This window comes from Pararhizobium capsulatum DSM 1112, from assembly GCF_030814475.1.
GTDB lineage: Bacteria > Pseudomonadota > Alphaproteobacteria > Rhizobiales > Rhizobiaceae > Pararhizobium > Pararhizobium capsulatum.
Window position 1 is genome coordinate 245,402 of the sequence record NZ_JAUSVF010000003.1, and the last position, 12,212, is coordinate 257,613.

Below are 12,212 nucleotides of genomic sequence, written 5' to 3' on the forward strand. Positions count from 1 at the left end.
TACCGAGCGTGTGAAGCGCCCAGTCATGATTCGACAGGAGCGTCGATGCGTGCGGGTTACGTGTCGAGATTAAGCGAACTGGACAGCTGGCGGTGTGCGTCGATCTGCTGCTGTAGCAGGGCGATCTTCTGCTCGATCAGGCCGACCGCATCAGTGCCGGCTGCGAATCGACGCGGCAACTCGGGCAGGTTGACCAAGGTAGTGAGCGCCTTGGCCAGCTTGGCGGGGTCGCCCTGTTGCTGGCCGTTGGCACCCTTCCAGAACGCGATCTGCTGCTCGCGGCGCTCGGCATAGTCCGGCACGGATGCCGGTGCGTATTGCGTCGATTCCTCGGTCAGCAATTCCGTACGGAAGAAGCCGGGATTGACGATCATTGTTTCGATGCCGAAGGGGCCGACTTCGGTCTGCAGCGCTTCCATCCAGCCGTCTAGGCCGAACTTCGACGCCGAGTAGGCCGTGCAGAACTCAAAGCCCATGATACCCGCCGTCGACGAGATCGAGACAATCTTTCCCGCGCCCTGCCTGCGCATGACCGGCAAGACCGCGCGGGTGACGTTCATCGGGCCGACCAGGCTGGTCGCCAGCTGCAGGTCCATCTGCTGCGGCGTCAGTTCCTCGAAGTAGCCCGCATAGAAGCTGGCGGCATTGTTGACCAGGACGTCGATCCGGCCGAAGCGTTCGACGGCCGCCTTGACGGCCGCTTCCGCATCGCCGGGCTTGGTAACGTCGAGGGTAACGACCAGCAGGTTGTCCGACGGGCCGATCGCCTTGGCGACGCGGTTAGGATTGCGGCCAGTGGCCACGAGGTTGTCGCCCGAGGCCAATACGGCCTTTGCGAAATCCAGGCCCATGCCGCGCCCGGCACCAGTGATGATCCAAACTTTTCTCATAGATTTCTCCTTCATTGTGGAAGGAGATTAAGCCGTACCGGATTTGATGATTAGATGGTATTATCTGCAAGGACTGAGAAAACAGGTTTATGAATGCGCCGCGACAACATCAATGATTACCTCGCCTTTATCGCGGTCGCGCGCGAAAAGAGTTTCACCAAGGCAGCCGCCCAGCTGTCCGTCTCGCAGTCCGCATAGAGCTACACGGTCCGGACCCTCGAAGCCCGTCTTGGCATGCGACTGCTGACCCGCACCACACGCAGCGTCTCGCTCACTGAAGCAGGCGAGCGACTGCTTGACCGGATCGGGCCGCACTTCGACGAGATCGAATCCGAGATCGCGGCCCTCAGCGAATTGCGCGACAAGCCCTCTGGAACGGTGCGCATCACCACGGTGGAGCATGCCGCCGAAACCATCCTGTGGCCGGGTCTCCAGCCACTCCTCGTCGAATACCCCGACATCGGTGTGGAGATTATCAGCGACTATGGCCTCAAGGACATCGTGGCCGAACGTTACGACGCCGGCGTTCGTCTGGGCGAACAGGTGGACAAGGACATGATCTCGGTGCCGATCTGCGCGCCGTTCCGCTTCGCAATTGTCGGCGCACTCGACCACGATTGTATCCGGTTACGGTTGCCCACTCATGGCGGTTTCTGGATTTGGGATTTCGCCAAGGACGGCCGTGACATGAAGGCGCGGGTACAGGGGCGCACCGCGTTCAACACGGGGTTCATGATGCGGCAGGCCGCCTTGAGTGGCTTCGGCGTCGCCTACGTGCCCGAAGACACGGTGGAAGCCGAGCTGCGCGATGGCCGATTGCTCCGGGTTCTGGAAGACTGGTGTCCTCTCCGGCCTGCCTATCATCTCTACTATCCAAGCCGTCGTCAGCCGTCGCCGGCCTTCGCCCTGATTGTCGAGACGCTGCGCTATCGACGCGGGAATTGAGAAAATCTCCTTCTAAGCTCATGGAGCTAATAGCGCTCCGGACATTACAAGAATTAAGCCTTGGGTCCGGCTCGGCTCGATCGCAAGAGAATCTGGATCAAAGCCTATCTGGTCAACTACGGCCCCGGCAAGACGATCGATCCGCCGCCGCAATATCTCGTCGTCCCCTGAACCAAGCCTCGCGGGGATCACATGGTCGTTTTCACCTCAATGCAATGAAGGAGAACGTTTCCATGTGTGCAGTCGACAAACCTGAACTGGGATGGAATTGCTGAGGCCCTTAGGAGTGCATTGGACCCACGGACCTGTGTGACCACCGATCCAACTTACTTCTGAAATGGGTAAAACCTACAGCTTCGGCTATGAGATGCATCACCAGGCAAGCTACTAGGCTAGGGCGGCTGCGCTGAAATCCGAATTCCTTTTCGCCTAGCTCCGGACATGAACCCCGTGTACACACGCGACGCAATATACTCCCAGCGATTTAAGGAACACGACAACTGATGAACTCACCCGCTCCTGAGGTGGCTTTTGGCAGCGCCGAAAAGGCTTGGCTGAAGACCCTCTCGAAATACCGTCAACCCTCTCCCCGACGCAGCCTTTTCGAACTTCTAGTCAGCGCCATCCCGTTTGCGTTCTTCTGGTTATCAGCGTGGGCCGCGGTTCATTATGGCTACTGGATTGGACTGATCCTCATCATCCCTGCCGCCGGGTTTCTGCTTCGCCTTTTCATGATCCAGCACGATTGCGGCCACGGTTCGTTTTTCGGCCGACGCAGGTTCGACGACTGGACAGGTCGCGCGATCGGGATACTGACGCTGACACCGTACGACTATTGGAGGCGGGCGCACGCCGAGCACCATGCATCGGCCGGAAACCTGGATGAGCGCGGCATGGGCGACATCACCACACTGACCGTGTCGGAGTACAGGGCGCTGTCAGGTTGGGGCCGTTTCGGCTATCGCCTGTATCGGCATCCGTTGATTATGTTCGGGATAGGGCCAGCGTGGGTATTCCTGATCAAGCAGCGCTTGCCGATTGGAATGATGCGCTCGGGGTCCCTGCCCTGGGTGTCTACGATGGCGACTAACGCTGTGGTGGCAACCATCTCCGTTTTGCTGATCTGGTCGCTCGGCGTCGTTCCGTTTCTGATTGTTCATTTGCCGATCGTGCTTCTTGCAGGCGCTGCGGGAATCTGGCTGTTTTACATCCAGCACCAATTCGAGGAGACGCACTGGTCGAAGCCGCCGGAATGGCAGTTTGCGCACGCCGCGATCCATGGGTCGTCGCACTACGTCTTGCCTTTGCCGCTACGCTGGATCACCGGAAACATTGGTATCCATCATGTGCACCACCTGTCGAGCAAAGTGCCTTTCTACAGGTTGCCGGAAGTTCTGAGAGATCATCCGGAACTGAGCGACATGGGCCGGATAACGATAATGGACAGCCTCCGTGCCGTTAAGCTGGTCCTATGGGACGAGGCTCGGCAACGCCTCATCTCGTTTCGCGATGAGCGTTTAGGTCGAATCTAATCTAGCCTTCAAAGTACGAAGGGCGCTCAATCAACTAGGAGAGCGATTCCCATCCGGGAGAAGAGGTAGCTTATGTACTCGAAGGGACGCTGCAGTACGAACTTGAGGGGCACAAATCGGTGACCCTTTCTGCCGGACAGACGCTCTTCATTCCCGCTGGTGTTGTTCACGCGGCCAAGAATATGGGCACTGGCAGTGCATCGGAGCTGGCGACTTATGTTGTTCGCAAAGGGGAACCGCTCGTTGCGCCTGCGAAATGAGGTGAGGTCGGTCGGGGTTTTCAAACCAGCATCGTCAAATCGCAAATCCCGGCTGGTTGGCCGGGCTCCACGTCCGGGTACGGCTGCTTAGGGCCGAGGCTGTGTGAAAACTCCAGCTTGACCGTCGGGATTTTGCGAGCGAGCGGGATCGGGTGGATTTTGCGCCTATCGTAGGCTGGGAGGCGTCAGAGACGGCCCTGGTGGGTAAGTGGACGGGTTTTGGGGCAAAAGAAGGCGTATTGAGCAGCTCCGTCAAGCTGTTATGGCTCTTAAAAGTGCTTTTGCGCCAATCATATTGATTATCCGTTTGATGTTGTAGGCAAGCACATGCAGCGCCATTTCCGTTCGGACGTTGCTCAGCCTTCGCATCTGGAAATGGGTCGAGCCCATCCACGCCTTGATGGTGCCGAACGGATGCTCGACCGTGCATCTTCGGGTGCGCATGAGGTTGGGGTTCTCTTCCATTCGGGAATAGATAGCGTCGACCAGGTGCTCGTGTTCCCAACGCGTGATCCGACGTTCCGTGCCCGTTGTGCATTGGGCCTTGAGGGGGCATGACGGACAATCGTTGCGCCAGTAGCGGCGTAACATCAGGCCCTTTTCCTCCGTCGTATACCTGTATGCCAGCGCCTTTCCGGCAGGGCAAGCATACGTATCCGCGCTACCGTCGTAGACGAAGTCAGCCTTGACGAACATGCCCTTCTTGCGGTTGTTCGAGGTCTCCGGCCTCGGCACCGTGGCCGTGATCCCGGCCTCATGGCAGCTAAGAAGTTCAGCTCCGTTGAAGTAACCGCGGTCGGCGATGGCATCCAGCCTATCGGCTTTGAGTGTTTCCATTGCTGCCTTGGCCATCGGAGCCAATTGCGACCGATCGTTGCCGATATTGGTGACCTCGTGCGTGACAATCAGGTGCGTCTCGACATCAACCGCCGTCTGCACGTTGTAGCCTACCAGGCCCGTGCCTTTGCCATATGTCGCCATTGAGCGAGCGTCTGGATCGGTCAGGGAAATCTGTCCGTCGGGTGCATCCTTCAGCGCTTCTGCTATTCCTGCCAGCCGTCGAACTTCCTGACGCACACGAACAAGCTTCTCCTTCAGCCGCGTGACCTTGCGAAGCGTCACCTCGGATTGCTCCACGGTGTCGGCTCTGCCCATTTCCTCTAAATATCGCGACGCGCTTGCTTCGAGGTGGCTGATCCGCAATTCGATCTTGCCGGAGGTGAAGTTGCGATCCCTGTTGTTGACGGCTTTGAACTTACTCCCGTCGATCGCGACACTGCCGCCGCTCAACACGCCGATCTGGCGGCACAGCTCGACAAATCTGGCGCAGGTTTACGGATTGCAGGGCCATTGTCTTTGCGGAAATCGGCTATGGTTTTGTGATCCGGAACCAGTCGTCCGGTCAGCCATCGCTTCAACATTGCGCCCGGCTTCACGTTCAAGCCGTCGGCTTGAGGGAATGCGGTCGCGCATCAGGTTGATGGACTGCTGGCTGCTCAAGGTGGTTTCGAAGATGAAGGATGTCCGGGTGTCGATCATGTCGGCAATCCTCCGGATGGCCGCCCTGCCCGCTGCCATGGCAGCCGCCCTGTCGTCTCCGGTCCCGGTCAATTCCTTCGCTATCTCATCGGCATTGATCCACACGCCGTCGAGCTGAAGTTTCGCATAAGCCGACGACTTGCCAGACCCATTCGGGCCGCCGAGTATGATGCACGATGGTTGCAAGCTGTTACTGCCTCATGGCAGCAGGAATGCGCTTTTCCTGTTCGCGTTCGGCGCGATCCTTGGCCTCGTTCTCGAGGTCCTCGGCGGAGATCGGCACCGCGGCTCACCCTGCGGGGTCCTTTTTGCCGCGTAAGCCGATCCTTAAGTCGGTCGGCGGCAGTCCCTCGATCGGCTCCTCCAACTCGTCTTCTTCGTCCGCGAACGCGCCCGGTGGCAATTCTGCGGCCATTCGGTTGGCCGACATCCGGATGAGAACAGCGTTTTCCTTGAGCGCAAGCTGCCTGACGATTTCGTGCAGCTTCGCATGATCCTCAGATCCTTCCTCGGCCGAGTGCAGCTCCCGGACAAGATCTAGGATCGGTTCGGGTATAAGTTCAACCGACAAGCTTTCGCAGCTCGGCAGCAAATTGCTCGACCGTCTCTACCGGAACATCGAGCTGCTCGGCGATCAATCCGGGGCGGAAGCCGTGTTCGGTCAGCATCCTGCGGATTGTCGATGCCTTCACCTTCGTCATCTTCCCGCCCAAGACCGTCGTTCCCGGAAGCTTTTCGCTAGTCTATCTTGTATACAACACAATTTCGAACTTGCTGACTCAAGCGGAGCAAGTCCGCTGCTTTTGTAACGCAGCGCTCCATCTTCGATCTGGCGGTCGTTTCGTTGTGGAGCTATGGGTGCCCGAGCTTCGCAAGTTGACACCGGGCGAACAAGCAGTGGTCGGGCATTCGGAACCTGGCTATATTGGCCTCGACACCTACGATGTGGTGCTTCAGCAGGTCATTTCGCACCATTTCCGATTTGACGACACCAAGCAGGCACAGGTTTTCCGGTCTCCTCACCGCTACATTTGGCCAGCAGAACTAGACCTAATGGGCCAACTTGCAGGATTCGAACTCGAGTGTCGGCACGCTGATTGGAGGGGGACACCATTCACGTCCGAGTCACGCTCTCACGTCTCAGTCTTTCGCCTTGCCGATTATTAACCAGCAGCCTACTTCAGAAGATGCAGGCGAGCGAGCACATGATTGGCATCGTTGACCATCTCGCGCACGACGTCGCCAGCCGGACGGACCCGATTGATTGCCCCGCATAGCTGGCCAGAATAGAGTGCCAGGGCTTCCAAGTCGCCAGTCATGTTCTGCAGGGGAGAATAGGTGCTGAAGCGACAGACCGCCTCGTCTCCATCCTGAGCAATGACGTCAAGTTCGAAGTCATCTGGTCCGTGCCCTGACAAGTTGTCAGAGTAAAGTCTGGTGACGCTGTTTTCTATCGTCCGGACAGGCGATTGCGGTGGCCAGCCTATGGCAAACACGTCGGAGTAGACCGTATCCTCCGAACTGGCGTCGACAATTCGTTGTTTGTGATACTCATGCGCATAGGACTCGTTTGTCGCCAGGAACGCCGTTCCGCAATGAATCCCTTCCGCGCCCAAAGCAAGGGCAGCCACCAAACTTGCCCCGGAGCCGAAACCCCCGGAGCCGATGACCGGAACGCTTACGGCGGCGGCGACCTGAGGCACTAGAACCATTGAGGTGACCTTGCCGCGGATATGGCCGCCAGCTTCGAAGCCTTGGCAAATGATCGCGTCCACGCCCGCCCGCTCGGCAGCAATCGCATCGGCAAGGTTTCCTATTTGATAGATGACGGTGCATCCAGCCCTTCGAGCGCGGTCAATGATGTCCGGGCGCACGTCCCAGAAAAACACCATGACCTTCACCTTCGCCGCGAAGCAGGCTTCCAATTCCTCGTCCAGCAGGATCGGGTCCGTAACGGATGGAACGAGATTTACTCCGAAGGGACGCTCGGTTCTTGCTCTCACAGCTGCGATTTCGGTCCTGATCATCTCCGGTTTTTCTTTGACCATCCCTAAGCAGCCAAAAGCGCCGGCAGCGCTTACAGCAGCGCAGAGCTCGGAGCGACCGGGACCGCCCATGCCAGCTTGGATGATCGGATAATCGCAGCGGAGTAACTCGGTCAGACGCGTATGCAACGGTTGAGATGGATTTCCCATCACGAGCCCTCTTTTGAGAAGTCGCCACGCCGAATATTAGAGCTCGTCTTCTGCATCCTTCGCAAGGGCTTTCGTCGCCGTAGTGTGCAGCTCCCTTGGTCTCAGCTAGGACGGCGGACTTTGGCCGATCTGATTTTCCAGGTCCGCTTTGGGGGCCGAAAGCCGTCCCCTTCTTTCCTGACCATCATACAGAGTATGGTTCTTCCCAACCTTTTTCACGGTGGGTGATCAGCGATTGACCTAACTGGTTCCGGGCACAGCTGTCACGCAGGCGCGCGCGCGCTCCGTTCCCAACCTATCGACGCGATGAGGTGGCCAAGCACGGCTATGACGACGATGATGCCACCAATGAAAGTGAGCGCGTCAATGGTTTCGTTGAAAAACAACCATACCCATAACGGTGAAAGTACAATTTCCAACGTCGCGATGAGCCCGCTCGTCGCAGCCGGTATGTTGCGCGCGCCTCGGATGAACAGGAAGAAACCGAGTACCATGTTGTTGAAGCCGTAGATCGCAAGGACGACACCATTGTGGAGGTCGAGTGTTTCGGTGCGCGCAAAAGGCAGAAAGATCAGAAAGGTACTGACAAGTGTGATCTCCAAAAGTCGCAGCGTGGGGTTGGCCTTCGACATAACGATGATCAGCGCAAAGGAGAGCGTCATGACGAACGCGACGCTATCGCCAAGCAGACTACTGGTTTCTGTGGCTCCGGATACCACAATTGCGATACCGACGATCGACAGGACGACCGCCACCAAGGCGCTACGGGAGATTGTCTCCCCCAGCCACAGCCACGCCAGAATGGCTGCAAGGAAGGGGCATGTCGCATAGATGACGGTGACATGGGCGACACTCGTGAGAAAAAGGCCTGCCGTCGTGGATGCCTGCGCGACCACGCTTAAACCAACCGTTATCCAGCCAACCGAACCCAAGGTCAGAACGCTGCGCAAGACGTTGGAGCGTTCTCGAACCAGGACTGGCACCAAGAGCATCGCGCCACCGGCAAAGGCTCTCCAGCACACCGCCGTCCACACATCGACAGATAACATTCTGGTCAGAAGTCCTGCAAAACTCCAGGCTAGCGTTGCGACGACGACCATTGCGATGCTTCGCGTCACGGCGCGATTTCGCGATGCGATGCGGTTCTGCGTGTCGGAATTGACATCTACCATCGAAATCAGCGGCCTTCTCTTTCAATGAGATCACACCAGGAAAGTCTTGTATCGTGACCCACACAAGCGTCCTGACCGACGTCGCGCCGCAGATGATCACTCGAATTGTGCTTCAGCGTTTCAAGTGCACGGCTTTCTGCAGTAGCGGAAGTCCACGCCGTGATTTTGCTCCAAAGATTTTTCAACGGACCCATCGTGATCTCCATTTTCCAGGAGACATGGCGGCATGTATTGCTATTAATCAAACGAATACATCTAATGACTGCAATGAATAGATTTAATGATGAGAATTTTCGATGCTCGATACAGATCACCTGCGAACATTCGTAGCCGTAGCTGAAACACAAAACTTCACGAAGGCCGGTGAAGTGGTCGGTCGTACGCAATCGGCTGTAAGCATCCAGATGCGAAAGCTTGAGGATAGTCTGGGCGAACCTCTGTTTGAACGATCGTCTCGCGGTGTCGCCTTAACGCATCAAGGGGCCCAACTTTTGATCCGTGCGCGCCGAGTTATAGCCATGCTGAAAGAGGCTGAGGTTAGCGTCAAGGGGTCCCATCTTCGTGGGTTGGTCCGGATTGGTATCCCGGAAGAATACAGCACGTCAGTGCTTCCGACTGCACTGCGCACGTTCGACGCCGTCCATCCAGGAGTCGAAATCATCGTTACATTCGGGCGGTCTTCCTCGAACGCCGCAGCTCTGGCGAAGGGTGATCTCGATATTTGCGTCGTCTACGAAACTGGCGGCATCACGGAACAAGAGGTCCTTCAAACTGACCCGACGGTTTGGGTGACATCAGCCATATATGAACAGCATCTGCTCTCCCCTTTGCCCGTCGCGATGTACACCGGAGAAAGTTGGTGCCGCACGATGGCATTGGATGCCCTGAAGGATCGGGGACTCGACTTTCGCATGTCCTACCTGGGAACGAGCACCGGTGGCCTGATCGCCGGCGTTCTCGCTGGCCTCGCAATTGCGCCACTCTCCCGCAGCAGTGTCCCGAGCAATTGCCGAGAGCTAACTGCGGAAGACGGTTTCCCGGTGATTGACCACTCCAATGTTATCCTCATCGTGTCACAATCTAATCCAAGCGATGCAGTGCAGGGCATGGCGTCGGCCATTCGACAGGCGTTTTTCGCGCAGCGATGAAAACCGTGCTTCGGAATGCGTCTGTTTGGCATGCAAGCCCCTGTGGGGATTCGGCCAGACGGGGCTATTTCGATGCGCTCTGACCAAACTGCATGAAACAAAAGTAGGCTGCGCCCATCAAGACGATTAGGCAAACGAGCGCCGCGCCGGATTTGATGAAGAAGCGCTGGCTTTCCTTGTGCCAGGCGAACATATCCTTCGCCATCTCAAGACGATGTTCGGGCGGTAAATCCCTCAACGATACGCCATTGCCGTCCTTTCCAAACCTCGTTGTAACGGCCGCAATTGTCGCCAAGATAAAAGCCGCCAGAGCCTGCGGTGAATTCACATATTGTATTGCTAGAATTCGATAAGACGCACCTCTTCGTTCCGGGCGAGAGGAAGGCTCGCCGGTCATCTTGCCCACCGTGTTTGAAAATCAACGCACCAACCCCGCAAGCGGGGACAACTTTGGTACAATTCGTTATTTACATCTGTTGGTTCGGCCAGTCGTCCGGAACGCCAACGAGATGGAATATACGCGATTCGACGGCATTCTTCCGCCCCACATCGCACAGCATCAAAGAAGAAAGTCGCCCTTCTCCATCGCAAACGAGCCTTCCAGCTTGATACTGAAGTCAGTCTTCGCGTCTCCGTTCGTGTCGCCGTAAACGTAGGTGTCACCACCGCTTTTCAAATACCGAAGTTCCCCGGCATGGTGAGCGAAGGCAGCCGAACCTATAAAGGTGAACGCCTGATTGCCTGAAGTGGTCGTCCTGGCGTCGATGGAGTGAAGATCAATAAAATCAATATGGTTGAAATCGTAAATGGCATCCCGAACAGTAAGCGTGGATTCGGTCGTTTTTAGATAGACGAACGTGTCAGAATCCGCACCACCATAGAGCTTGTCTGCTCCACCCGCCCCATACATGCGGTCTTTGCCGGCGTCGCCGTGGAGTATATTTGCTTCCTTGCCACCATAGAGTTTGTCAGCGCCTTCCCCCCCCGATACTGCCCCCTTTACCGATCCAGTTCGACCGTCGTAGGTATCCTGGCCAAGTCCGAGATCAACCGTACCAATGACTGTTCCCCTGTTTAGAAACTTATCGACGCCCTGGCCTCCTTGGACAGCCGCTACGCTCTTGATAGTGCCGCTATTGTCAATACGTATCTCTTGCGTACTGCCTCTAAAACTTACTCCAATATAATCCCTTCCGACAATGGAGCCGGAATTGTTGAATGTGGAAAATCCGGTTGTAGATATCGCTTGAAACTCCACCCCAATAAAACCGCCTATAATGACGCCTTCGTTTTGAACATTGCTGGATGCGGCATAGATCGCCGCTCCATACCCGTCGCCGCTGAAAAGCTTTCCCGTTTTGGAAATCTCCAGAAATTGGCCCTTGTCAACTGAACCATTACTCCCGAGCCAAACGGCTTCATAGTAGCCTGCAACCGTACCGTCTATTACTGCGTGATGATTGGAGCCACTTCCGTAGACGCCAATACCCTTTGATGAAGTTATAGCGACCTGCTGCGCAACATAGACGTTGTCAGTTGTCGTGAGATCAATGGTCGTTGTAGTGCTTGTGCTAGATATGGGATATTGCCATGCCATGAAAGTATCCTCCAATGTTTCTGGTGATTCTGTCTAAATGGCGGAACATAAATAAAATCGAACGAACAGAGCATATGCCTCTCGTGCCAAGGACGAATTTGTACTAATTTCTTCTTCCGGCTTACTTGCTGCGATGCGAGAGGCCGGCGCTGATCGCCAGAAAATTTCTCCCCCAATTGGGCGATGCGGCCATAAATCGTTTCGCTAATATAACCCCTCATTCTGGGAGATAGCGAGGCGACCGTGAAACCTAATGTCAACGGATGGGAGGAGACTGTTTTCTTTTACAATCTTTCTCGTCGGACCATGACTATCGTTGTTGACGATATCGTCACGGTGTTAGGCCCCTTCAAAGATGAAGACGACGCATCCACCGCGGCCCTCAAGTTCTGTCTGGCACAGCAAGTGGTTCCTCAAGCGCATTTATGGCTCAAGACATCACGGACGGTACTCCACTGAGCGATCCCACATTCTAGGCACGTGGATTCTGGCGGTGGAGTTTCCAGGCCTGCACCTCCTCGGCGACCTTACTTCTTCTCTCTTAGCGTTTTCGGCCGCTCGACATCTATTTCGCAATGCTCCTAAACTGCGGCGGCCAGAATAACTGCTCGATTATGCGGCGACAAAACCCGCTCGAACCGAGCTTGTCAACGTCAGCTGAGGGCCGACTGCGGCCCCCACGCCCGTTCATCATCCCGGGGGAGAAGTCGCTCGCGCCTCGACCATCATCGCTTCATTGATAAATTGGTATGGCGGAAAACGAAGCGCCTGCGTCATTAGATACCAGGTAACGGCTGTCAGTTCGGGTTTCGGACTGTTTGCGGCTTAACACCTTCCGCTACCCACTCCCCCCGCCCCAGCCGAGGCACGATTTTGTCGCTTGATCGCGGGGGGATATCGCCATACGAACTTACCAAAGGTATTCGTTCGGAGG

General features: G+C 56.4%; 9 protein-coding genes and 4 pseudogenes. 4 read left to right on the forward strand and 9 right to left on the reverse strand.

What is annotated here, in order from left to right; genetic code table 11:
* Window positions 1–56: 56 nt before the first annotated feature.
* Window positions 57–890 carry an SDR family oxidoreductase gene (locus QO002_RS26325; protein WP_307235558.1) on the reverse strand — a complete coding sequence of 278 codons (834 nt, stop codon included), beginning with the start codon at window positions 888–890 and terminating at the stop codon, window positions 57–59.
* Between the two features lie 93 nt (window positions 891–983).
* On the opposite strand from QO002_RS26325, the pseudogene QO002_RS26330 reads away from it, so the two are divergent.
* From QO002_RS26330 to QO002_RS26340, 3 genes and pseudogenes are all read left to right on the forward strand, one after another.
* Window positions 984–1,835, forward strand: a pseudogene (locus tag QO002_RS26330) (LysR family transcriptional regulator).
* Window positions 1,836–2,338: 503 nt separating this feature from the next.
* Window positions 2,339–3,367: a fatty acid desaturase gene (locus QO002_RS26335; protein ID WP_307229877.1), complete on the forward strand. Its 1,029-nt coding sequence runs from the start codon at window positions 2,339–2,341 to the stop codon at window positions 3,365–3,367.
* Window positions 3,368–3,408: 41 nt separating this feature from the next.
* Window positions 3,409–3,627 (forward strand): annotated as a pseudogene (locus QO002_RS26340) (cupin domain-containing protein); the annotation flags it as partial.
* 252 nt (window positions 3,628–3,879) lie between these two features.
* Here the strand turns inward: QO002_RS26340 and QO002_RS26345 are convergent.
* The 6 genes and pseudogenes from QO002_RS26345 to QO002_RS26370 form a co-directional block, all read right to left on the reverse strand.
* Window positions 3,880–5,094, reverse strand: a pseudogene (locus QO002_RS26345) (IS1182 family transposase); the annotation flags it as partial.
* Window positions 5,095–5,154: 60 nt separating this feature from the next.
* Window positions 5,155–5,352 (reverse strand): annotated as a pseudogene (locus QO002_RS26350) (AAA family ATPase); the annotation flags it as partial.
* Window positions 5,353–5,455: 103 nt separating this feature from the next.
* Window positions 5,456–5,737 (reverse strand): hypothetical protein, encoded by a 282-nt coding sequence (locus QO002_RS26355; protein ID WP_307235561.1) that lies wholly within the window; start codon window positions 5,735–5,737, stop codon window positions 5,456–5,458.
* Window positions 5,727–5,867, reverse strand: coding sequence for a hypothetical protein (locus tag QO002_RS26360; RefSeq protein WP_307235563.1), 141 nt, complete (start codon window positions 5,865–5,867; stop codon window positions 5,727–5,729). The genes QO002_RS26355 and QO002_RS26360 overlap by 11 nt, the downstream gene beginning before the upstream one ends.
* Window positions 5,868–6,341: 474 nt before the next feature.
* Complete coding sequence (locus QO002_RS26365) at window positions 6,342–7,361, reverse strand: NAD(P)H-dependent flavin oxidoreductase (protein WP_307235564.1); 1,020 nt, start codon at window positions 7,359–7,361, stop codon at window positions 6,342–6,344.
* Window positions 7,362–7,624: 263 nt separating this feature from the next.
* The gene (locus QO002_RS26370) at window positions 7,625–8,461 is read right to left on the reverse strand and encodes a DMT family transporter (RefSeq protein WP_307235566.1); all 837 of its coding nucleotides are present in this window, start codon (window positions 8,459–8,461) and stop codon (window positions 7,625–7,627) included.
* Window positions 8,462–8,829: 368 nt separating this feature from the next.
* On the opposite strand from QO002_RS26370, the gene QO002_RS26375 reads away from it, so the two are divergent.
* Window positions 8,830–9,681 (forward strand): LysR family transcriptional regulator, encoded by an 852-nt coding sequence (locus QO002_RS26375; RefSeq protein WP_307235568.1) that lies wholly within the window; start codon window positions 8,830–8,832, stop codon window positions 9,679–9,681.
* Window positions 9,682–9,745: 64 nt separating this feature from the next.
* Here the strand turns inward: QO002_RS26375 and QO002_RS26380 are convergent, their stop codons facing one another.
* Window positions 9,746–10,078: a hypothetical protein gene (locus tag QO002_RS26380; protein ID WP_307235571.1), complete on the reverse strand. Its 333-nt coding sequence runs from the start codon at window positions 10,076–10,078 to the stop codon at window positions 9,746–9,748.
* Between the two features lie 162 nt (window positions 10,079–10,240).
* Window positions 10,241–11,278 (reverse strand): calcium-binding protein, encoded by a 1,038-nt coding sequence (locus QO002_RS26385; RefSeq protein ID WP_307235573.1) that lies wholly within the window; start codon window positions 11,276–11,278, stop codon window positions 10,241–10,243.
* Window positions 11,279–12,212: the final 934 nt, after the last annotated feature.

Excerpts from the sequence above, each read along its gene's own strand:
- QO002_RS26325 (WP_307235558.1), bottom strand. The coding sequence starts at position 890 with ATGAGAAAAGTTTGGATCATCACTGGTGCCGGGCGCGGCATGGGCCTG.
- QO002_RS26335 (WP_307229877.1), top strand. The coding sequence starts at position 2,339 with ATGAACTCACCCGCTCCTGAGGTGGCTTTTGGCAGCGCCGAAAAGGCT.
- QO002_RS26360 (WP_307235563.1), bottom strand. The coding sequence starts at position 5,867 with ATGACGAAGGTGAAGGCATCGACAATCCGCAGGATGCTGACCGAACAC.
- QO002_RS26365 (WP_307235564.1), bottom strand. The coding sequence starts at position 7,361 with ATGGGAAATCCATCTCAACCGTTGCATACGCGTCTGACCGAGTTACTC.
- QO002_RS26370 (WP_307235566.1), bottom strand. The coding sequence starts at position 8,461 with ATGGTCGTCGTCGCAACGCTAGCCTGGAGTTTTGCAGGACTTCTGACC.
- QO002_RS26375 (WP_307235568.1), top strand. The coding sequence starts at position 8,830 with ATGCTCGATACAGATCACCTGCGAACATTCGTAGCCGTAGCTGAAACA.
- QO002_RS26380 (WP_307235571.1), bottom strand. The coding sequence starts at position 10,078 with ATGACCGGCGAGCCTTCCTCTCGCCCGGAACGAAGAGGTGCGTCTTAT.
- QO002_RS26385 (WP_307235573.1), bottom strand. The coding sequence starts at position 11,278 with ATGGCATGGCAATATCCCATATCTAGCACAAGCACTACAACGACCATT.